Source organism: Terrisphaera buseokensis, assembly GCF_047521145.2.
Lineage (GTDB): Bacteria > Verrucomicrobiota > Verrucomicrobiia > Opitutales > Opitutaceae > ER46.
Window position 1 is genome coordinate 4,672,482 of sequence record NZ_CM134186.1, and the last position, 21,221, is coordinate 4,693,702.

At 66.0% G+C, this 21,221-nt stretch carries 16 protein-coding genes; 5 read left to right on the top strand and 11 right to left on the bottom strand.

The features are described 5' to 3' along the window. Nucleotides 1-2 precede the first annotated feature (2 nt). Nucleotides 3-578, bottom strand: a complete 576-nt coding sequence (locus tag ACLJEU_RS17605; protein ID WP_414660202.1) for an SET domain-containing protein — start codon at nt 576-578, stop codon at nt 3-5. Between the two features lie 231 nt (nt 579-809). On the opposite strand from ACLJEU_RS17605, the gene ACLJEU_RS17610 reads away from it, so the two are divergent. Continuing rightward, complete coding sequence (locus tag ACLJEU_RS17610; protein WP_414660201.1) at nt 810-4,064, top strand: TonB-dependent receptor plug domain-containing protein; 3,255 nt, start codon at nt 810-812, stop codon at nt 4,062-4,064. 233 nt (nt 4,065-4,297) lie between these two features. Here the strand turns inward: ACLJEU_RS17610 and ACLJEU_RS17615 are convergent, their stop codons facing one another. The 4 genes from ACLJEU_RS17615 to ACLJEU_RS17630 form a co-directional block, all read right to left on the bottom strand. Next, on the bottom strand, nt 4,298-5,005 hold the full coding sequence (locus ACLJEU_RS17615; RefSeq protein WP_414660200.1) for a GDSL-type esterase/lipase family protein: 708 nt from the start codon (nt 5,003-5,005) through the stop codon (nt 4,298-4,300). Beyond that, nucleotides 5,002-6,249, bottom strand: coding sequence for an SLC13 family permease (locus tag ACLJEU_RS17620; protein ID WP_414660199.1), 1,248 nt, complete (start codon nt 6,247-6,249; stop codon nt 5,002-5,004). Before ACLJEU_RS17620 ends, ACLJEU_RS17615 begins: the two co-directional genes overlap by 4 nt. Beyond that, nucleotides 6,246-7,730 carry a class I adenylate-forming enzyme family protein gene (locus tag ACLJEU_RS17625; protein ID WP_414660198.1) on the bottom strand — a complete coding sequence of 495 codons (1,485 nt, stop codon included), beginning with the start codon at nt 7,728-7,730 and terminating at the stop codon, nt 6,246-6,248. Before ACLJEU_RS17625 ends, ACLJEU_RS17620 begins: the two co-directional genes overlap by 4 nt. 212 nt (nt 7,731-7,942) lie before the next feature. Continuing rightward, nucleotides 7,943-8,083: a hypothetical protein gene (locus ACLJEU_RS17630; RefSeq protein ID WP_414660197.1), complete on the bottom strand. Its 141-nt coding sequence runs from the start codon at nt 8,081-8,083 to the stop codon at nt 7,943-7,945. A 385-nt stretch (nt 8,084-8,468) separates the two neighbouring features. Between ACLJEU_RS17630 and ACLJEU_RS17635 the strand changes: the two genes are divergently transcribed. Continuing rightward, nucleotides 8,469-8,714, top strand: coding sequence for a hypothetical protein (locus tag ACLJEU_RS17635; RefSeq protein ID WP_414660196.1), 246 nt, complete (start codon nt 8,469-8,471; stop codon nt 8,712-8,714). 96 nt (nt 8,715-8,810) lie between these two features. Here ACLJEU_RS17635 and ACLJEU_RS17640 read toward each other — a convergent pair whose 3' ends face one another. The 6 genes from ACLJEU_RS17640 to ACLJEU_RS17665 form a co-directional block, all read right to left on the bottom strand. Continuing rightward, nucleotides 8,811-11,063: a hypothetical protein gene (locus tag ACLJEU_RS17640; protein ID WP_414660195.1), complete on the bottom strand. Its 2,253-nt coding sequence runs from the start codon at nt 11,061-11,063 to the stop codon at nt 8,811-8,813. Between the two features lie 131 nt (nt 11,064-11,194). Further along, a complete protein-coding gene (locus ACLJEU_RS17645) occupies nt 11,195-12,130 on the bottom strand; it encodes a hypothetical protein (protein ID WP_414660194.1) in 936 nt (311 codons plus the stop codon). Between the two features lie 217 nt (nt 12,131-12,347). After that, complete coding sequence (locus ACLJEU_RS17650; protein WP_414660193.1) at nt 12,348-16,175, bottom strand: TonB-dependent receptor; 3,828 nt, start codon at nt 16,173-16,175, stop codon at nt 12,348-12,350. Between the two features lie 367 nt (nt 16,176-16,542). Next, a complete protein-coding gene (locus ACLJEU_RS17655) occupies nt 16,543-17,589 on the bottom strand; it encodes a FecR family protein (RefSeq protein WP_414660192.1) in 1,047 nt (348 codons plus the stop codon). Continuing rightward, nucleotides 17,586-18,146, bottom strand: coding sequence for an RNA polymerase sigma factor (locus ACLJEU_RS17660; protein ID WP_414660191.1), 561 nt, complete (start codon nt 18,144-18,146; stop codon nt 17,586-17,588). The genes ACLJEU_RS17655 and ACLJEU_RS17660 overlap by 4 nt, the downstream gene beginning before the upstream one ends. 244 nt (nt 18,147-18,390) lie before the next feature. Further along, nucleotides 18,391-19,278, bottom strand: a complete 888-nt coding sequence (locus ACLJEU_RS17665; protein ID WP_414660190.1) for a LysR substrate-binding domain-containing protein — start codon at nt 19,276-19,278, stop codon at nt 18,391-18,393. A 70-nt stretch (nt 19,279-19,348) separates the two neighbouring features. Between ACLJEU_RS17665 and ACLJEU_RS17670 the strand changes: the two genes are divergently transcribed. The 3 genes from ACLJEU_RS17670 to ACLJEU_RS17680 are packed head-to-tail and all read left to right on the top strand — an operon-like array spanning nt 19,349 to nt 21,157. Continuing rightward, the gene (locus tag ACLJEU_RS17670; protein ID WP_414660189.1) at nt 19,349-19,675 is read left to right on the top strand and encodes an antibiotic biosynthesis monooxygenase; all 327 of its coding nucleotides are present in this window, start codon (nt 19,349-19,351) and stop codon (nt 19,673-19,675) included. 11 nt (nt 19,676-19,686) lie between these two features. Further along, nucleotides 19,687-20,151: a carboxymuconolactone decarboxylase family protein gene (locus tag ACLJEU_RS17675; RefSeq protein ID WP_414660188.1), complete on the top strand. Its 465-nt coding sequence runs from the start codon at nt 19,687-19,689 to the stop codon at nt 20,149-20,151. 37 nt (nt 20,152-20,188) lie between these two features. Next, nucleotides 20,189-21,157 (top strand): ketopantoate reductase family protein, encoded by a 969-nt coding sequence (locus tag ACLJEU_RS17680; protein ID WP_414660187.1) that lies wholly within the window; start codon nt 20,189-20,191, stop codon nt 21,155-21,157. The last annotated feature ends 64 nt before the right edge of the window (nt 21,158-21,221 follow it).

A 21,221-nucleotide genomic window follows, 5' to 3' on the forward strand; every position in this document is an offset into this window, starting at 1 on the left:
CGTCAGGCTGCCGGGTCGCGCCCGCCGGGAGAATCAAATAAACTCCGCGCCTCGGCGGCGACCCGCGCGCGCTCGCGCCACGGGATGCGGCGCAGCCGCCAGCGTTGATCCGCCGCAACGATAAAACCTGCGCACCGCGGACTCCCGCACCGGCATGGATGCAAGGGCCACTCTTTGAAACTGAAGCCGTAGTCGAAGGTCAGCTCGTCGCCCGCGGCGATCTCACGCCGGGCCACGATCCAGATCCGGCCACGCACAATCTCCACGCGGCAGTTGGGCGTGCAGGAGTGGTTGATCAGGCGGGCGACGTTGCGCCGCGTGCGGCCGTCGAGGTCGTACCGGCGGTTCAGGACGAAGATGTACACGCAGTCGTCGCCGCCCCGCCGCTGGCGCGCGAGCCGCCGCGCCTCGCGCCGCGACGCTTCCGCTTTCGTGATTCGCTCGCCGGTATACTCGATGATGCGCGTGCCATCGGGAATCAACTCCCGTGCATACGCGCCGCGGCCGTGAATCGACGAGGCCGCCGCGCGCACCCACCGATTGCCGTCGCTGCGACGGACGCGGGGCGCCGGGCGCACGGAGCAGTTTGGAGCAACGGAAGGACGCATCCGCCACCAATCGACGACGAGCCCCCAGCCCGCAAATGCAAATGCCACCGCCGCGCCGGCCCCAACACCGCGGGCGGAATCGCCGCACAATTGGCTCGAATGCCACGCCGCAACCTCAACGGTGACCAACGCACCCCGCCCCGGCGTTCCAGCGCCATCGACCCAACCCAGCCTCACCGGGATTCGTCCCGCCCGTCTGCCATGCACCTCCACGCCCCGCGTCGGTTTCGTCCGACGCTCCGCCCGCTCGTCCTCATCGGGCTCCTGAGCCCTCTTTTCGCTTTCGCGCAGGCAACCACGAAACCAACGACCTCACCGACCGACGAAAAGTCCCTACCGGCGAACGCAGTCGTGTTGTCACCGTTTGAGGTCAACACCGACCGTGACACCGGCTTCGCGGCGACGAGTTCGCTCGCGGGCGGCCGTCTCGCCGGTGATCTGCGCGACACGCCCGTCGCGTATTCAGTGATCACGCGCGACTTCATCGACGCCCTCGGCATCACCGATCTGCAAAGCGCCGCCGAGTGGACCACGAGCAGCACGCTCAATGTCGACAACGGCATGCAGAATTTCTTCGCGGCACCGATCAACTACACCACGCGCGGCACCGGCAACACGCGGCCGCAGCGGAATTTCTTTCCGCAGTACAACAACGGCGACAGCTACAATCTCGAGCGCTACGACTTCGGGCGCGGTCCGAACTCGATCCTCTTCGGCAACGGATCGCTGAGCGGCGTGAGTTCGTCGACGACGAAGCGCGCGCAGACCAATCGGCCCTCGCGGAGCGTCCAGCTGAGCGTCGGCTCGTGGCGGAATTATCGCGCGACCTTCGACGCCAACCAGCCGATCAACGACAAGATCGCATTGCGCGCATCGGGCGTCTGGGGCGACAGCAGCGGCTGGCGGCTGAAGGATTTCGACAAGCGCAAGGCGGCGTTTCTCACCACCACGTTCAAACCGTATCGCGGCACGGAAATCCGCATCGAGGGTGAATACGGCACCAACTCGCGCCAGTCGGGTTTCACCACGCTCGACGACCGCCTGTCCGGCTGGGATGGCCGCACGGTGTTCAACGCCGCCGCCGGCGCGACCACGCTGCCGGCCAACGCCAACGCCCTCGGCATCGGGCGGCGCGGCGCGAACTACTACGTCTACGACCCGTTCTCCGGCGCGAACGCGATCATGAACTACCAGAATGATCCCATCACGCTCGCCGGCGGCGCGAGCACGACCACGCCGATCGCGGGCTTCGTCCAGGGCGCGCTGCCCGCGTTCAACAGCAACGGCGCGACCTTCCTGCATGCCGTAGGCGTGCCGGAGCACCGCTTCGCCACGGCGGTCGCGAATTCGTTTTTCCGTCCGCCGTCCGAGGAATTCACCATCTCGCCGGACGCCCCGATCCTTTCGCAGCGTTTCAAGGACCTGCAGCTCACGTTCAACCAGCGGCTCGGCAGCTTCTACTTCGAGATCGCCGCCGACATCAACCGGGCGCGCGCGGTCATCAACGGCGAGCAGAACCGCAGCAGCAACGACACCTACATCGACATCAATCAGGTGTTGCCGAACGGCGCGCCTAACCCGCACTTCAAGCAGGCGTACGGGGACGGCTCGCTGATGCGCGCGAATCGAAAATTCGACTACAACAACGTGCGCGGCGCCGCGGCCTACGTGCTGGACACCCGCTGGGGCAATTTCGCCTTCAACACCCTCGGCGGCATCAACCGCGGCGAGGAAGATCAGGACTACCGCTACCTCAGCGTCGCGCAGGGCGACGACCACCGGCTGTGGGGCTTTCTGGAATCGACGGTGCTGCAGACCGTCCGGATTCGCCGCTACTGGAATGATTTCAGCCGGCCGATTCCCGACCTCTCGCTCGGCACGATCAAGTATGTCGATCCGAACACCCGCGTGACGAAGGACATTCAGCCGCTGTGGGCCGTGAACATCGCGCGGCGCGACACCGAACGCATCGATTCGTCGAAGTTCAAATACATCCTCGGCTCCATCAACGCGAAGTTCTTCAAGAACCGCCTCGTGGTGCTCGGAGCCGTGCGCTACGACTCGTATTTCTTCCGGACGGTACAGCAGATCGACAAGGGCGACTACCCGCTCGATTGGGACGGCGTGACGCGCATCATGCGTCCGTCGGCGCCGGCAGACTTCGCCTCGCTCACGTACCGGCAGCGTGACGCCCGCGGCAATCCCATCGGCGAGCCGCAGGAAGCCGCGATTCGTCCGCGGCTCGCGCCCAACGGCGATCGCGATCCGCTCTACGCCAACGATCGTTTCAAGGATGATTACAATCCCTCGCCGGTGCAGGGCAGCCAGATCACGCGCTCCGTCGGATCCGTGCTCCATCTGACCAACTGGCTGAACCCCTCGATCAATTTCGCCGAAACCTTCAACCCGCCCGGCGGCATCGTGCGCATCGACGCGCGGCAGCTCGAACCGACGATCTCCACCGGCACCGACTACGGCCTGCGCATGGAGTTGTTTCAGAACCGGCTGAATCTGAACTTCACCTACTACGAGACGAAGGAGATCAACGGCGCGATCTCCCAGGACGGTCCCAACTTCTTCAATACGCTCTACAACGCCAACATTGTCGGCGACCAGAGCGCGGTCGGCCGCAACATCCGCGGCGCCGGCACGCTGCCGGTGCAGTATCGCGACATCCGCACGCGGTCGGGTGACGGTTTCGAATTCGAGGTGGTCTACAATCCGTCGCGCGCGTTCCGCCTCACCGGCAGCGTGAGCTTCCCGAAGGTGTACGAGTCGAACCTGTACCCCGACGTGAAGGCTTACATCGACAAGAACGCCGGGCTCTTCAAGCAGATCGCCGCCGACACGGGCGTCCTGATCGACGCCAACAATGTCGCCAGCGTGGATCTCTCGATTCCGATCAACCAGCGTTCGCCCGACGCCACCGCCACGGCCACCGCGTACAACAACATCGTCGCGTTTCGCCAAAACATCATCGAAGGCAAACGCCTGAGCCAGGATCAGCCGATCGTGAATGTCTTCGGCGACTACACGATGCAAAGCGGCCGGCTCAAGGGCCTGCGTGTCGGCGCCGGCGTGCGTTACCGCGGGAAGCAGATCATCGGCTCGCGCGGGTCCGACACGATTGCAGATCCGGCCAACCCCACCCGCGCCATCGACGATCCGACCGTGGATGCCTACACGCCCGTGTACACGCCGGAGGATTATTACATCGTGACCGCGACGCTGGCGTACACGTTTCGCTTCAAGAATCGCCGCGAGATCCAAACCAATCTCGTGATCAACAATCTGCTCAACGACCGCGGCCCGCAGTATTCGTCGATCGCGCAGACGGCGTCGGCATTGCGCCCCAAGGGCGGCGACTACCGCAGCCCGGCCCGCGAAACCGTCCCCCTGACTTTCGCGCTCAAGCAGCCGATCAGCTACAATCTGCAGGTGACCTTGAAGATGTAATACCAATCGCTCTTTGCCTTGGACTTTGGCCGTGGCTACGAGCGCCAGCGAGTGGTCGTTCGGCCACTCGCTGGCGCTCGTAGCCACGATCGATCCAGAAGTCCAAAAGCAAGCAGCGATTGGTATAAGCCAGCGCACCGGAGCCGGGAGCTCAGGCCTCCGGCCTGCTGTTTGCGATCCGCGAACCGCTGCAGGCGGGACGCCTGCGCTCCCGGGCCGCGTTCGCGTCCTCGTTAACGCGCGGCGGGGTTCACCTCGGCCCACAGCCGTGTCAGCACCGGCTTGATCATCGCGGTGAACTCGACGTAGGCCTCCGGTTTGAAGTGGAGCTTGTCCGCCACGTAGAGATCGATCCGCGGATGACCGTTCCCATCGACGAGCACGGGATTGAGGTCGATGAAGGTGTGATACGGCGTGGCGGCGCAGTACGCGCGGGCGAGGGCGTTGTAATGGTCGACCTGCTCCCAGCGCGCGACGCGATCGGGCGAACGCGTGCTCGACACGAAGACCAGCCGTGTTCCCGGGCGCGTTGCCCGGAGCTTTTCAGAAAACGCCTTGAAGCGGGCGAAAATCGCCGCCGGATCCTCGGGCGTGGTGCCGGCCTTCAGATCATTGCTGCCGCAGTAATACACCACGATCTTTGGGGCGTAGACGGGAATGAGCTGATCGAAGCGCGCAACTTGATCGGCCGTGCGCGAGCCACCAAACGCGCGATTCAACACGGGCAGCGGTGCCATCTGTTCAGGTACAGTCGTCCATTGTCTGAAAATACTGCTGCCCACAAACAGGATGCCGCCCGGCTGCGGCGGGTGCGCGCGGTCGAGTTCCGCGAACGCCTTGAACGATGGCTCGTACTGCGCCCAACGCTTGGCCGCATCGTCCGCCGCCCGCGCGGACCACGGCAGAACGCTCAACAGAACCAGGGCAATAAACGTTTTCATGGGACAAAAAAGCGGATGAAGAGCTGACAGAACAGTGCGCCGACGAGAATCATCGACAACCCCCAAAGCAGCATCTGCCGGAAGAGCCGCGGGCCGTCGCCGCCCTTGGGCAGACCGGCAATGCAAAGCGCACCGATCGTCGAAAGCGGCGACACGTCGACGATGGCCGCGCCGACATTGATGCTCAACGCCACTTCAAGCGGATTGCCGCCACCGAGTTTCTCCACGAGGCCCGGCACCATCGGTAGAAACGCCGGATACACCACGCCCGAGGTCGAGCTGTAGGTGGAGATCAGGCCCGTCACGAACGCCATCGCGCCATTCACCGTTCCCGGCGTCGCGATGCGTGCCAGCAGCGAGGAAAACAAATCCATGCCGCCGGTCTTCTCGAGCACGCCCACGAGCACGCTCACGCCGGACACCATGAGCAGCACCGACCACGGCACCGCCGCCACCGCGGAATGATCCTCGGCCGCGCGCGCCATGATCAGGATCGCCGCACCGGCAAACGCGGACAAGCCCGGGTTGATCTTGAACACCACCACCCCGGCGATCCACACCACAAGCACCCCGAGCGTGAACCACTGGCGCCCGCCCAACGGCGTGCGATCCTCGATCCCCGGATCCACGCGGGGCGCCCGCAGGAGCTTGATGCCGCCAAAGAGGAGATACGCGGCCGCGGCGACCAGGGCGTGCGCGACGAAGTTCGCCGCGAAGATACTCCAATCATTGTGCGGCAACCCCGCCTTGTGCATCTGCGCCTGCACGATCACGCCGACCGCGCTGAACGGCGACAGGTTGCCGGCGTTGCCGCCATTCGCGACCATCAGGGCCATCAGAAACGGCGGAACGCCCGCCGTGATTCCCGCCGACATCGCCAGCGGCGCCAGCAGTGCGCTCGCCGCGATCGCGCCCGGTCCAATCATCGAGAGGCCGCACGCGAGCCCGAAGAACAGCGGCGGCAGCAACGCCGGCGTGCCGCCGCACCCGCGTACACCGCGGCGCGCGAGCACGCCAAGCGTGCCGTTTTCCTGCGCGATGCCGAAGAGCAGCGTGACGCCGGCGAGCGTGAGAAACAGCGAGGACGGAAACAGCCCGAGCACGACGTCGGGTTTCCAGCCCGCCGCATAAACGCCGACGGGAAACGCGAGCGCGACGGCGAGGATGCCGACGTTGATGCGCGACGTCAGGCTGAGCAGGATGACGGCGAGCAGCGCCAGCAGCGAAAGCGTCGCGGGACTCATGAGCCGGCGGTGAACCGCGGGAGCAGATGCTTCTGCACCTTGCCGAGCGCAGTGCGGGGAATGGCGTCGACGCGCACAAACGCGCGCGGCTGCTTGAACGACGCAAGCTGCGTCCGCAAGCGGGCGTTGACCGCCGTCTCGTCAAACGTCGCGGAGTCCACGACGAGATACGCCACCGGCACTTCGCCGCGCACGGGATCCGGATTCCCCACCACCGTCGCTTCACGCACGCCGGGCTGCTCGAGCAGCAGTTCCTCGATCTCGCGCGGGTAGATATTGAACCCGCCGGAGATGATCAGATCGCTGCGCCGCCCCTGCAGCGTGATGTAGCCATCCGCGGCGCGCACGCCGATGTCACCGGTGCGAAACCAGCCGTCGCACCACGCCGCCGCCGTCGCCTCGGGCCGCCGCCAGTAACCGGCGCAGACGTTCGGCCCCTTCACCCAGACTTCACCGGTCGTGCCGTCGGCCACGTCCTTACCGGCCTCGTCGCAAATCCGCACCGCCACATGCGCGAGCGGCAGGCCCACGGTGCCGGGCCGCCGTTCGCCGTCGTAGGGATTGCCGATGTTCATCAGCGTCTCGGTCATGCCGTAACGCTCGAGGATGACCGAGCCGTAGAGCTGCCGGAATTTCTCGTGTACCTCGGCGGGCAAAGGCGCGGACCCCGAAACCGCCAGCCGCAGCCGCGATCCGATCGCGCGCGCCTGCGGCGGCGGCAGCTCGAGCAGGCGTATGTACATCGCGGGTACACCGAAGAACACCGTGGGCCGGTAGTCCTCGAACCACTCGGCCGCCTTCGCGTGCTCGAACCGTTCGGTCAGGCGCATATGGCAGCCGCTGAACAGCCAGATGTGCAGGCCGTTCGCCAGGCCGTGCACGTGAAAGAGCGGCAGCGTCGCCAGGTACCGGTCCTCGCTCGTGAACTTCCAGTCGCGCGCGAGGGTTTCGCCGTTCGACGCAAAATTGCGCTGCGTCAGCACGGCGCCCTTCGAGGCCCCGGTCGTGCCGGACGTGTAGATCAGCGAGAGCGGCGTATCCAGATCGCAATGTTCCGCCACGCGCTCCGCCGGCAGCGCCGCCGCCTCCGCAGTCAGGGCGTCCACGTCCCAGATTTCCGTGCCCACCGGAATGAACGCCGCCATGTCCTGCGACGTCACGACGGCGGTCGGCGCGGAATCAGTCAGGATGTGTTTCAATTCGCGCTCACGGTAGAGCACGTTCACCGGCACGAGCACGAGGCCCAGCTTCACCCCGGCGAGCCAGAGGTCCACCACCTCGGGGCGGTTCTGCAGGAAGAACGCGAGCCGGTCGCCGCGTTGCAGGCCGCGCTGGCGCAGCAACGCCGCCAGCCGGTTCGAGCGCGCCTCGAAGTCGCCAAAGGTGAACGTCAGGCGTGGCGCACCGGGACGCTCAAATTCGAGCGCTGGTTTTTCGGCGCGGCCAAGCAGGGACTGATCGAAACGTTGGAGCAGGAGCATGAAAGACGGGGAGCCGGTGGAGCGGAGCGACTCGCCGCCCAAAAAAAGGCGGACCGCCACGGGTAAGGCGATGACGATTGTCGGGAAAAGTCTGCGGCCGTATCCGCCCCTTTGCGACCGAGGGCGGTCGCGGTCCCAGGCCCGCCGTGCCCACACCGGTGCCGCTCCCGCGCGAACGCCGCGCCACGCGGTCAGCGTGGGCGGGCGTGCGGTTAGAAGAGCGTGATGAGCGTCACGCGCAGGCTGCGTCCGTCGCCCTTGCTCTGCAGCCCTTCCATGATCTTCCTGTCGTCGGCGTTTCGCACCATCGCGGTGCAGGCGCCGACAAGGGCGGAGCGCGTTTTCGTTTTCATCAGCACGGGGTGTGAAGGATGAGGTGAGGCTATTGCGGGGAGCACCAGCGTGCGGGCGTTCCCGCGTTGGCGCAATCGCCACGCGATGAATCGCGCCGTCGGAATGCGCACCATTCCGCTCGGGCGGCGAGAACGTGCCCCTGCTCTTTCGTCGCTGCACTGCGACGTCGCGCCAACCTGACAGCGATGTCAGCGGGTGAGGGTTGAAAGACCCGCGGTCGAGTGGTGTTCCCTTCACGCCCACTCCCCCTTCAGCCCCCTTGCTTCTCCCCGCCCACCGCGGCGCGCCCAGCGTTGCCCCGGTTAGCGCCGTCTTCCGCCCTTCGGCCCTGGCTCCCGCGCCGGGCATTCCGACCGGCATGGCGCTCCCCGCTTCACCCCGACGATGAACCCCATTCCCCAACTTTCACCTTCACCCCGACTGCGATGGCCGCTCGCGTTTGCCGTCGGCGCGGTCGTCCGGCAGAAATTGAGCCCCGGCATTGCCGGCACCATCGTCCGCTTCAGCGGCATTCCGGGCCTGTGGTATGTGCAGTGGACCGACGGCACGTGCCGCCTTTGCAGCGGCGCGTTCCTGGAAGAGATCCCCGCCCGCGAATGGGAGCCCGTCGCGATCGACCCAACGCTGTAGACGGCTGCAAGCCATGAAGGGGCGGCGGATTGACGCGAACAACGATTGGGCCGGCAGCTCCACGATCAACTCCGGCCTGGCCGCGCCGCGCCTAAGCTAGCGCGTAAACACCGCCTCGGCCGCCAGCGCGCCGTTGGCATCGCGCAGCCGCACCACCGCCGGCATGGGCAGCTCGCCGAGGGCTTCATCCGTGTCGATCACCAACCGTGCCAGCGGCGGCACCACGATTGGAAATTTGCCCGTGACCGACGGACCCGCATTCGCTCCGCTGCTCACGATCGGCGTGACCTCGAGTTGCGAATTCGCCGCCGTGAGCGTCAGTACGCGTCGGCCCGCACCCGAGCTCGCGTAGGCAATCCACTCGACTGTGGCGATCGTCACCGGGGACGGATTTGCGACCGACATCTCAAGCCGCCAGGCCGCACCCGTTGCGCTCGCGGCCCGGCGAAAGATCGCGGCCGTCGAGAGCGGTGCGACCGTTCGCCCGCGCTTCACCCAGAACTCATGGGACCCCGTGGCGAGGACCGGAGAAAACTCCGTCTCGAGATAGGAGCGCAACGGACTGAAGGGCGCGTGCGTCGCGTTGTCGAAGGTGAGGAGCACGCGCTCCACAATCACGGCGGCGCGCGGATCCGATTTCAACCGCTGCAGGATCTCGTTCTGCCGGGTGAGCGAGAGCAACGAGAACCAGAGCGTGGCATTGATGCCGTTCGGAGTCGGACGGCCGGTCCACAGGTTGAAGCTGTAAAGTCCCGGCAGGCTGAAAAGCGTGTCGCTGTGCGTCGCGGCGTTAAGCGAAAGCATGCGCAGTCCGGCCGCCGTGACGCCCGGCAATCGCAAGAGGCTAGCTCCCGGCAAGCCGAGGGACTCGCCGTCGCGCCAGCGTTGCAGGGGCGTGAGCACGACGGTTTGCAGCGCACCCAACGCGGCGATTAGCGCGGCCGCGCCCAGCCACCGCCGCGTCGACTCGCTCAGCACGGAGGCCGCTTCGACGCACGCCATGGTCAGCAGCGGCACCCAGAGAAACGTGCCCCACCCCAGCTGACTGCCCGCGACCGGATACGCGTGCAACGACTGGAGCACCAACAAACCTGCGAGCCAGCTGCGCACCCGGGCTTCGGTCGCGGCCTGAGCGTCGGTGCGCAGCGGAATGACGAGCAGCCAGAGCAGCGGGAGTCCGTAACTCAGCGCGAAGATCGGCGCGGCAAATGGCGACGGGAGCAGCCAGGTCACCGCGGTGGCAATGGCGGCGACGAGTCGCAGCGCGGCCACGGCCGGCGCGAACCACGGCGTTCCCCGCCACGCCGTGACGAGAGTTGCGATGCCCAGCCCCAGCGAAATCACCGCGAGAACTCCGGCGCCCGGCAGCCAGGCCAACGGCAACGAAAAGATCGTGGGATGACGGAGCGGCGCGAGCAGCATGCCATCGATCATCGCCGTCAACCCGGTGCCGCGCGCCGCCAACATTGCCACGACGACGACCGCGATGAGACCGAAGCTGCCGATCAGCCACGCCCCTTTGCCGGGAGGAAACCACGGCGTCGCCGTCGACCGCGTCACCAACACCATGCCCAACCCCGCACTCGCCACCACGACTGCAAACGTCACGACCCACGCGTCGCCCAGCAGCGGCCGCATCAGCACCCACGGAACCAAGCCAAGGATGCCGACCCCAAAAACCTGCGCGAGGCGGGTCCAGCCGCGGACGTTCACCTGCAACAACAGCCACGCCGCCGATGACGCGAGCAAGAGCACGCCGACGTTGATCTTGGTGAACACCAGGACCGCGCCGGCAATGCCGATCACGAGCGCCAGCTTGCGCGCCTGCTGCGCCGCGACGGCGTTGGCGCCCGACCACGCCGCGCCGGCCACCACGAACGCAATGAAGCCGCCGGGATGCATCGGCTCGAAGGTCATTTGCCGGAGGTGCACGAACGTTCCCATCGCGGCGAAGACGACCCAGGGAAACGCGGCGCGGGCATGCCGGTGCACCGTGGCGGCTCCGAGCACGGCCGCGCTCACCCAATACAGCAGCGTCAGGCCGCGGCTCGCGTCATGCGTGAACTCGAAGCCGAGCAGGCGGTGCAGTGTGTCGTTGAAGAGGAAGAAGAACGGACCGTACTGGCTGTAGACCTCGGTGTAGAGCGCGCCACCGGCCGCGAAGTGGTGGAGTGAATACAGCACGTAACCTTCGTCGTCGTGAAACTTGAAGGTCGTGAACAGATCCCAGAAGCCGCCCACAGCCAGCGCGACAATCGGCAACACCCAGACCAACGCCGTCAGGAACCGGTGCAGCGGGCGACGAGCGCCCGGCGTTGGGGCCGAGTCGGAATGAGCCGCGACCCTCATGCGGTGAGGACCGCGACGTCCACCTTGCCTGACCACGGGTCGCGCATGTCTGGGATAGGTCCGTATCTCGCGAGTGCAGCGATCCGATGTAAACGCCTAATGTCGCGCGGGCACTTCCCCGCTGCGACGCATCAGTCATCGAAATCGGCGTCGGTGGACGCCCAACGCGACCGGCGCCGGGGGCGCGGTGATTTTTCCCAGCTCGCAATCGTCGCATCGAGGTAGGCGAGCTGCCGCTCGAGGAAATCGATGTCGTGGTGGAAGTGCGTCGCGGTGCGCCGATGGAGCTGGTCGCGCTTTTTCTCTGACAAGGTGAAGCGCCAGGCCGGCGCGTCCCGGTAGTCGCGCAGCTTGCTCTCCGTGTCGCGCCGGGCGGCGTGAAACTCGGCGATCGCGGCCCGCAGCCGGCTGAGCGGTGACCCGGCACTGAGCACGTCATGGACCGCTTCCCATTCCACTTCCAAGCGCATCAGCCAGTCGGCGTCGCCGGCGCTCCACGCCTGCTGGATCTCGTGCCACAGCCGCTGGCGCGCCGCGGTCCATTCGCCTCCGCGATCAGGGTGGAGCCGTTGCACCAACCGGCGGTAAACGTCACGCGCGTCCGTCCCCGGGCTGGGCCGGGTGGACGCCGGCCGGATCGGATCGAACCGGTCGTCCGGGTCCGCGCCGAAATCGCCCGCCGCGTCGGCTTCATCCTCGAAGAAATCGTCGTCGTTCCCAAAAGGATCGCGACGCCCCTTTGCCCCTTCCCTGCCCGTCTCCGCTTCGGGCGGCCGCGGGTTGGCTTCCTCTTCCCTGAGCTCGCGCCAGATTTTCCGCGCCGGCCGTCCGGTCATCTCTGCGATCGCTGCCGCCTGTTCGACGCGCCGCCCCTTGGTAAACACATCCTGGTGCAGTTCCCGCAGGCGGGTGACGAAGGTCGGGAAAGTGCGATGCAGCCACGTGTCGTAGGCGGGGACGTCCACTTGCTCGTGGCGGTGGAGATCGCGCGCCGCCTTGTCGTGACGCCGTCGGGCCTCCTGCAATTCCGCCCACGCGACCCGCTTCAACGGGACGTCATCGATCACGATGAGCGCGCGGCCGGCTTTTGGCGCAGAAGCGGCGCGCGGGGTCGCGACGCGGTGACGTTGAGGGCGTGGGTTGCTCCGGGCCATGGGCATCGCGGAGCAAATTCAGGACGAGAGCGGGTGCAAACTCGTACACTGCCAAGTTCACCGAACGCCCGCAGGGGCGGACCAGGTCGCCGGCAACGTCGAGAAAGACCCAACACGCGCTATCGGATGATCAAAGCTCGAAGGACGCGCTCAGGATAAATTGGCGCGGATCGATGATCCGATAGGCGTAGGGGGTGCCGTCTGGATTGATGGCGATGGGCTGGAGGCGGCCGCCTTCGAAGGCGTTCTTCACGTTGAGCTGGACCTTGGTGCGCACTTTGTCGCCCCAAAGCTTGAGGCGGTAGCCGGCCGAAAGATCGACGTAGGCTCGCGCCTTGTCCCAAACCGGCTTGTTGGTGTCGAGAAAGAGCACGGCACCTTGGAAGACACCGCTCGTCTCCGGCGCACCGGCGAGGAATCCAATCGAGGCTTTGCTTTCCCACCGCACCGCGCCGCCGAGATTGAAATCTTTGAGTCGGCCCTCGGAGAACGTGTAGTTCGTGATGCCGGTGAATCGGAACTCGCGGATCTGGGTGCGCGGGCGGCCGACATTGGTGGCCGCAGCCAAAAAGGCACCATACTGGTCGGTGAGCCAACGGGTCTGGGGCGTGCGCGTTTCACCGCCGACAACGTAGTCGGCAGGAACGGTGTCCCACCAGAGCCGGCCTTTGCCGTCACCGGGCACCACGTCGGAACGCAGACTCGTCCAAACGGGGAGGCGGGCCTGCCACCAATCGAAAATCTCCGGGGACACGGAATCGTCCTGCGCCCGGGTCTGAGCGCCGGTGAATTTCATCCGCCAGTTGCGCGTGGGATTGTAGGTGGCCTCAAGCTCGAAGCCCTTCGAGCTGACATTGGTAGTGCCGACGGTCCGCGGCTGGCTGGCGCCGGAATAAACCATGCGGGTATACATTTCATTGGAGATGCCCATCAACGTGGCCACCGCGGGATCGAGCTGGGCGGCCGTGGGGTTGGCGATGCCTTGGGCTGCGAGCCGCCCCCGGGCAATTTCCGTGGCGAAATACCGGAACGACGAGACTTGGATCCGATTGCTGCCGTCCGGAATGCCTTCCATGTCGAGATAGCGATTGCCGAGTGTGCCCACCTCGCTGCCGCGTGAATTCAGCTCTTTGGTTTGGTAGCGATTGAGGCGCACGTTGAGTTTGCCCTGGAGCGCGGTGACGCTCACGCCCCACTCGGTGGCGTAGCCGTGGGGATTGGGCACGCTGCCGATGCGGTCCACGCGTGTCAGCACCGGCTGCGGCGCGAAGCTGTCAGACTTGTTAATGTGAAAATTGAGCCAGCTCAGCGCCTTGATGACGGCACCATAGGTCTTGGTGTCGCCGGCTTGTTCCTCCCAACCGACACGACTGATGGGACCGCCGCCTGCGGCCGGGAAGTAATTCACGAGGGGACCAAACAGATTGAGATTGGACTCGTCGGGCAGTCCGGTCGCCGGATTGACGAAGACGCTGGCGCCAGTGCGCACGCGTTGACGATCCCGTCGCCAGCCAACGGTGGTCACGAGGCGGTTCTTCAGGAAGAAGCTTTGGGCAGTGACATTGAAGGTGCGGACTTCGGTGCGGGTCCGGGCGCCCTGACCGGTGTTGGTCAGTTCGCGCATGGTGACCGGGTCGTTGATCCACGTGCCGGTGCGGTTGTTGAACCACGTCAACGGATAGGTGCCGATGATGTTGTCTGTGGCCGGGGTGCCGTAGTCCACATTCTGTCCCTGATTGTCACCCACGTACCAGCGCTGAGAGGGGAACTGACCGCCACTGAGGTTCAGCGCGGCAGTCGGATTGATCCAAGCCTTGTTGGTGTCGATGGCGCGCGTCACGCGTTGGAACGATTGCGCATCGGTGAAGTTCTGCTCGGCGTGGGCACCGAAGCGCTGCTGACCGATCCACTTGAGCCATTTCGGCTGCTGCGATGGCGTCAGCTGATAGGCGAGGTCGGCGGACAGGATGGAGACATCGTTCGGGACGAATCGGGCCGACGGTGCCGCCGCCTGAACGTAGGGCCGCTTGAAGTAGGGGTTGGGGGTGCCATCGAGCCGCTTCTCGTTCACGTCCACGTAAATCACGCTCTCGAGGGTATTGACCAAGGTATAGTCGTCCTTGGAGTATTTTTGCTGGAATCCGCCGATGCGGGCCGCGAGCAGGTGGGTCGGGTTGCTTAGAATGATCTGCTCGATCTCGGTGCTGTAGGTTTTCGCCCGATCCGTACCGTGATTGGGCGCAACAAAATTGTATGAGGTCCAGTCATAGACGGATCGATCCGTCGTGCCGGGCACGATGTAGAGCGGCAGGCCTTGCGAGCCGAGGACGGAGAACCGCCGCATGATGTCGGTGCCGGTCTGCAAATACCGCAGCGTGCTGTTGCCGCCGTTGAACGGATTCGTCGGGAGCGTGGTGCCCGTGACGGCGTTGTTTGTCTTCGTAATGGTGAATTCCTGGATGCGGTTGTTGTCCACTATCACCATCGGGCGGGAATAGAACCCGTTGTAGCCGCCAATCAAGCCGGCCGGGAAAGCGGAGAGCGCGGTGGTGACTCCGGGCGCGACGGTGATCGCGGCGGCGTTGTCCGAAGCGAAGGGCCCGGCCTTCGTGCCGTTGGCAAACGTGACCATCTGCGTCGTCGGATCCCAAGTGGGACTGCCACCGGCTTTCCACTCTGTGGTGGTATCGCGCGGGGTGATGGAATTCGGGCGGCGGTAGTCGTTGCGGTAGCGTTCGGCCGTGGCGCGTATCGTCGTGTTCCGGAAGGGCCGCGCGAGGAGCGTGGCGAATTCGCGGTGGATCCGCTCGGCGGACGGCTTGCGCACAAATCCTTTGCTTTCATTCACGCCGGCGATCCGGAGGGCAAGTTTCCCGGGCAGCAGCGGGGTGTTGATGTTGAGGCTCTCGCGATGACCGCCGTAACTGTCGAACCGCAGATCGGCGCTATAGCTGCGGCGCTCCAAGTTGGCTTGCGTCGGCACGACATTGACGGTGCCGGCGGCGGCGCCGAGGCCGAAGAGATTGGAGTTGGGTCCGCGGGACACTTCGATGGCGGCGATATTGTAGGGATCGAAGGGAATCGCGTTGTTCGTCGCGAAATTGCCGAAGGCGGTGTTGACGCCCAGGCCGCTCGTGCCCGCCGCGCCGAGACCGCGGATACGGTTGGACTGTTGCGGATTCGACTGCACCTGATCGCCGATTCCGCCGGTGCGGTCGCGGACGAACTGGGTGAAATTGTCGGTGCCCTCGGTGCTGGCCTCGTAGCGGAACACGTCGTTGATATCGAGCATGCCCAGGTCGGTCATCTGTTGTTTGGTCACGACCGTGATCGAAGAGCCGAGGTCCTCGAGTTTTGAATTGAGGCGCGTGCCGGAGAGAGTGTTGAGGGCCTGATAGCCCCGGTCGGCATCGGAGGCGACCTGGAAGGGCGAGAGCACGATGACCGTCTCAGCCGGCCTGGCGGCAGGATTCGCGGAGGCGCCGGCTTGCGCGTCGAGGTGCGGCGCGAGCAGCACGGAAACAAGCGCGGCGAAGAGAGTGCGGGCAGATTTCATGGGGGTTGCCTTCGGTTGCGGCTGCGGGTCTGAAACAGGTCCGACCTCCCCTTTTTGCGGCACGACTTCGGCGACGCGCTTGCGGCTGACGACGAGGGCGCCGGTGGCGGCGTCCTGCGCGGCTTCGAGGGCCGAGCCGGCGAGCATGCGTTCGAGGGCTTCGCGGGGCGTGAACTCGCCACTCACCGCGTTGGTGGTGGTGCCACGGACGCGATCGACGAGATAGACGATCGGCGTGCCGGCGGCGGCGGCGAATTGCTTGAGCGTGACGGCGGCGTCGCCGCGGGGGAGGTTGAAGGCCCGCTTCTCCGCCGGAGCCGCCACGGGAGTCGTCGCGCCGGACACGATCGTACCGCACAGGGCGGCGACGGCGAGGGGTGCGGAGACGTGGGGAGACAGCATGCGGAGCAGCAGGACTACTCCAGTAACGCAGCGACGGACAAAAGGACCTGGTCGCACCGGAACGTTTTTTGAGCCGGAGCCGGGTAAGGAAAAACCTTTCACAGGAGGAAACGGAGGGAACAGAGACCGGATGCCCGACGAAGCCGCTCTGTTTCCTCCGTTAACTCCTGTGAGCAAGGCCTGAAGTCGACCGCGCATAGGGGTCTGCGTCATGTTGGGCCGGCCACAGAAATCCGTTTCATCGCAGGACGCAGCGGGAACGGAGACCGGATGTCCGGCTGAGCCGCTCCGTTTCCTCCGTTACCTCCTGTGCACAGAGTCTGGGATCGACCACGCATACGGGCTCGGGAGGCACTGCGTGCTCACGTCACCGCGCGCGGCGCAGGTGGATTTCAGTTTCACCGCGGCGCTCGCCGGCGATTTCCCCGTCGCGCTCCAGCAACCGCACGAAGGCCTCGGCTTCGTCGAGCGCGAAGGTGCCGCCGACGCGGCGGTCGGCGAGCGCCGGATCGGCAAGGATCAGCTGCACGCGGCTGCGGGCGTTGAAGCGGGCGATCACATCCACCAGTGGGGCGTCGGCAAAATCCGCGAGCGTAGCCTGCCAGGCCAGCGCGGCGCGCAGGGCCGAGGGAGCGACCTTTTCCACGACCGGCGGCGGCGCCCGCTTCGGCAGCACGAGGCGTTCACCGGCGGCGACGAGCGGAGCGGACGCCGCGGCCGAGGAGGCGGGACCGGCCTGGCCAACGCGCACCTTGCCCTCGGTGACGATGACTTCGACAGCGCCGTCGGTCGCGTAGCGGACGTTGAAGGCGGTGCCCACGGCGCGCACGGAAACGCCGCCGGCGTTCACGATGAAGGGGCGCGTCGTATCGGGGGCCACCGCAAAGTGCGCCTCGCCGGCCTCCAGTTGCACGCGACGCTCGGCGCCGGTGAACTGCACGCGCACGGCGGTGGCGGCGTTGAGTTCCACGGTCGAACCGTCGTCAAGGCGGGCGCGCTCGTAGCCGGCGACGGTGGTCGTGTAGTGGATTTCTGGTGACCGCGACAGGGCGCGCCAGCCGACGAAGGCGCTTAGGGTGAGCGCGGCCGCCACGCCGGCCCACGCGTAGGCGCGCCGCGGCCGACGGTGCGGCACGGGATTGGCCGGGGGTGGAAACGGGACGACGGGCGCGGCGCGATCGAAGGTAGTGTTGAGCTCGGCGCGGAAGTCCGGGAGTTCACCGAGCAGGCCGAGGGTTTGCTCCAGCCGGGCGACGGCGGCGGCGTGGCGCGGATCGGCGCGGAGCCATTGCGTGAACTCGCGTTCGCGGGCGGGCGTGAAGCCGTCGTCGCGTTCAGTGAGCCAGCCGATCGCGGCGTCCTCGACTGCGGCGGGATCGGGCGGCGGCGTGGCGGGAGAGGACGGAGGCGTCATGGGGCCGGTTCGCGGTCGGGCGCGGCGTCGACGAGGCCGCGGGCTTCGAAATAGCGGGCGCAGTCGCGGACGCCCTTGAGCAGGTGGCCCTTGACGGTGCCGAGGGAAATGCCGAGGCGGCCGGCGATTTCCTTGCCGGAGCAGCCGTCAAGGTAGCGGAGCAGCATCACCTCGCGGCAGCGTTCGGGCAGCGCGCGCAGGGCCTCGGTGAGCGCCTCGCGTCGCTGGCGGCGTTCCAGCGTTTCGACGGCCGTGGGCGGCGTGTCGAGCAGCGGCAGTTCGATGAGCCCCTCGTGATCGGCCAGGGATTCGTGCGGGTGGACGTGTCGGCGGCGAAAGAGATCGATGGCGGCGTTGCGGGCGGTGGTGAAGAGAAAGGCCTTCGGGTGCGCGAGCCGGTCGGGATCCTCGACGCGCAGGAGTCGCGCGTAGGTTTCCTGCACGAGGTCGTCGTGGTCGGGCAGCGCGGGAAACCGCTTCGACAGGTAGGCGCGGAGAGCGGGCTCGTGCGGGTGGACGTGCTCGGAAAACCAGCGGGCCTTTTCGGCGGTGGACATGGGGTTGGCCGCCGGAGGGGCCGGGGGCAGGGGCGACGTTTTATCGAATCGGCGTCGCGGAGTGTCGAGCGGGTTCAGGTCAAAAACACGTTGGCAAAATTTTTCCCACTTTCGACCAGGCCCAAACCGCCGGTGCTGCGTCTAACGGCAGGCGCGCCCGGAGGCTTTGCCGGAACCGGATCGGGCCACTCGCTTCCCTACTCCGACGATGGCGACCGCGCGGACCTTGAGCCAAGCCCCCGCTTCATCGCTGCAATCGGGCCACGAAATCCCGGAGCGAGGCAGCCTTGTCCCCGCTGCGGTGGGCAAAGACATACGTCACCGCGGTGCCTTTGTCCGCGAGCGGGATCGCGACCACGGCATCTCCGGCGATGCGCGCCATCGACGCGGGCAGAATGGCGACACCCGCGCCCGCCGCCACCATCACCGCGACCGCCTGTCCGCGAACCGCTTCCTGCACCACTTTCGGCCGGAAGCCCGCCCGGCTGCAAAGCTCGTGAATCTGGAGCGAGAAACAGGGCGCCGACTCGGCCGCAACCATGACAAACGGCTCGCCGGCCAGATCCGCCAGCCTGACCTTGGCCGCGTGTTGGAACCGATGCCCGCGGGGAAGAAACGCCAGCAACGGCTCCCGACTCCACGGAATGAATACGAGTCCCGCCGACGGCGTCACGGGCGACGATCCCACGAAGCCCCCGTCCAGGCGGCCCTCGGCAATCGCCCGCAGCTGATCGGCCGGAGGGCAGTCATGCAGGGTCAGGTTTACCGCGGGACAGGCCGTGCGAAACCGTTGCAAGATGCTGATCAGTTCCGGTTTCAACACGGCGCTGACAAAGCCGAGATCCAGCCGGGTCACTTCTCCGCGCGCCGCGCGCTTCGCCCGATCCGCCGCCCGCTGCAGTTGGTTCAGCGCTCCCTTGGTATCGGCCACAAACGCGCGCCCTGCCGGCGTCAGCGCCACGGAACGGGGCGACCGCACGAACAGCTGGACGCCGAGCCGGTCCTCCAGGGACTGGATGTGCCGCGACAGTGGCGGCTGGGACAAATGCATGCGCCGCGCGGCCCGCGTGAACGAAAGTTCCTCGGCCACCGCCACGAAGCATTCCAACTCCCGAAGCGAATAATCAATCATGCTGGTTCGGTATCGATACGTCACATTCTTGGTATTTCCAGCATAATGCCGTTGCTGATACTTTGCCCGCATGCCCTCGCGCGACGCTATCACCAACCTCGACTCCCTTCCTCATCACCCGCACGTGCTGATCATCCACGAGGTGCGGGACTACGCACACTGGAAGGGTATTTTTGATTCGGCCGCCCCTATTCGAAAAGCCGCCGGGGAGCGGTCCTACCAGGTGCTCCGCGACGCAGCCGCACCGAATCTGATTGTCCATTTCTCGAGCTGGTCCTCCCACGCCGACGCCAGGAGCTTTTTCGAATCTCCCCGGCTGGCGCAGATCCGCAAGGATGCTGGCGTGGCGGCGCCACGCTTTCTTTATCTGCAGCCGCTCGAGGCCGGTGTGCTTTGACCGGAGGACGCATGAGCACCCCCACCGCTGGCCTCCGGGCAAACTACTTCGCAACAAAGCCCGAATTGATCGGCCGACTGCGCACCCTCACACAGGAACAGGACGCCTTCACGCTTGATCGGAAAGTCCGGGCCTTGGTGGAAACCCGGATCTCCCAACTCAACGGCTGCGTCTATTGCACCGATCGTCATAGCCGGGAGGCCCGCGCTTGGGGCGAAAAACAACAACGGCTGGATTCACTTCCGGTCTGGCGGGAGTCGCCGTTTTTCTCCCGGCAGGAGAAGGCCGCGCTGGCCTGGGCGGAGGCCGTCACGCTGCTCGCCTCCGCTCCGCCCAGCGATGAATTCTACACCGATCTCCAGGCCTTTTATTCCGAAACTGAGATCGTTGAACTGACCCTGTGCGCCAGCCTGGCGAACTTCTGGAACCGGATGGCCGCCAGCTTTCGGAAAATGCCGGACGCCGCCGTCGAGTGAACCGAACCCGATGACTGAGATTTCAAATCCAGCACCAATGCCACTTCGCCTCGGGCCTACAAAGTTCAGGGTCGCGGTCGTCGGCGCCGGCGCCGTCGGCGGTTATTTCGGTGGCATGCTGGCCCGGGCCGGCATTCCGACCGTGATGATCGGCCGGGAGGCCGTGGTCGCAGCCATCAAACGAAACGGACTCGTCCTGGATACCTTGAAGTTCAAGGAGACCATTGCGGTGGACGCCTCGACTCAGCTCAGCGCTGCCGCCGGCGCCGATCTGATTCTCTTCGGTGTGAAAACCACGGATACGGTCGCCACGGCGCGGGCGCTGGCGCCGTACCTGCGGCCCGGTTGCACGGTGTTGAGCCTGCAAAACGGCGTGGAGAACGCGACCCTGATCAGCGCGGCCACGGGTGGCCCGACGATCCCGGCCGCCGTCTATCTGGCTGCGGCGATGCCCACGCCGGGCGTCGTGAAACACACCGGCCGGGGCGATCTCGTCATCGGTCCGAACGGCAGCCGGTTGCAGGAAATCGCGCAGCTCTTTCAGGACGCGGGCGTCGGCTGCGTCGTTTCCGATCGGATCCAGGATCAGCTTTGGGAAAAGCTGATCTGCAACTGCGCGCTGAATGCAATTTCTGCGCTGTGTCACCTGACCTACGGAGCGATCGGAGAGGACGACGCCTGCTGGGAAACGGCCGTGAGCGTGATCCTTGAGGCACTGGCCGTCGCCCGGGCGGCGGGAGTCAATCCGACCCACATGGCCGACGCGGCTGCCGCAATCGCCACGGTCCGCCAACTCACGCGTCAAATCGCGGGTGCCTATTCTTCCACCGCCCTCGATCTCCAACGGAAGAAGCGCACCGAAATCGATGCGCTCAACGGCTACATCGCGAGGCTCGGACGCGACCGGGGTGTACCCACTCCGGTCAATCAAACCCTGTGGGCGCTGGTTCGCGCGGCCGAAGCTCGAGCCCTCGCGCCAAATAAAGTTTCTTCTCCCGCCACCTGAGGAAAGACACTCGCGCGCAGGACCGATGGGACGGCACCGCCCTCGCTGGTTTTCTTCGCCCGCC

Bases quoted from the DNA above. Each gene is read 5' to 3' on its own strand.
- ACLJEU_RS17610 (WP_414660201.1), top strand. From the start codon at position 810: ATGCACCTCCACGCCCCGCGTCGGTTTCGTCCGACGCTCCGCCCGCTC.
- ACLJEU_RS17615 (WP_414660200.1), bottom strand. From the start codon at position 5,005: ATGAAAACGTTTATTGCCCTGGTTCTGTTGAGCGTTCTGCCGTGGTCC.
- ACLJEU_RS17620 (WP_414660199.1), bottom strand. From the start codon at position 6,249: ATGAGTCCCGCGACGCTTTCGCTGCTGGCGCTGCTCGCCGTCATCCTG.
- ACLJEU_RS17625 (WP_414660198.1), bottom strand. From the start codon at position 7,730: ATGCTCCTGCTCCAACGTTTCGATCAGTCCCTGCTTGGCCGCGCCGAA.
- ACLJEU_RS17630 (WP_414660197.1), bottom strand. From the start codon at position 8,083: ATGAAAACGAAAACGCGCTCCGCCCTTGTCGGCGCCTGCACCGCGATG.
- ACLJEU_RS17635 (WP_414660196.1), top strand. From the start codon at position 8,469: ATGAACCCCATTCCCCAACTTTCACCTTCACCCCGACTGCGATGGCCG.
- ACLJEU_RS17640 (WP_414660195.1), bottom strand. From the start codon at position 11,063: ATGAGGGTCGCGGCTCATTCCGACTCGGCCCCAACGCCGGGCGCTCGT.
- ACLJEU_RS17650 (WP_414660193.1), bottom strand. From the start codon at position 16,175: ATGCTGTCTCCCCACGTCTCCGCACCCCTCGCCGTCGCCGCCCTGTGC.
- ACLJEU_RS17655 (WP_414660192.1), bottom strand. From the start codon at position 17,589: ATGACGCCTCCGTCCTCTCCCGCCACGCCGCCGCCCGATCCCGCCGCA.
- ACLJEU_RS17660 (WP_414660191.1), bottom strand. From the start codon at position 18,146: ATGTCCACCGCCGAAAAGGCCCGCTGGTTTTCCGAGCACGTCCACCCG.
- ACLJEU_RS17665 (WP_414660190.1), bottom strand. From the start codon at position 19,278: ATGATTGATTATTCGCTTCGGGAGTTGGAATGCTTCGTGGCGGTGGCC.
- ACLJEU_RS17670 (WP_414660189.1), top strand. From the start codon at position 19,349: ATGCCCTCGCGCGACGCTATCACCAACCTCGACTCCCTTCCTCATCAC.
- ACLJEU_RS17675 (WP_414660188.1), top strand. From the start codon at position 19,687: ATGAGCACCCCCACCGCTGGCCTCCGGGCAAACTACTTCGCAACAAAG.
- ACLJEU_RS17680 (WP_414660187.1), top strand. From the start codon at position 20,189: ATGCCACTTCGCCTCGGGCCTACAAAGTTCAGGGTCGCGGTCGTCGGC.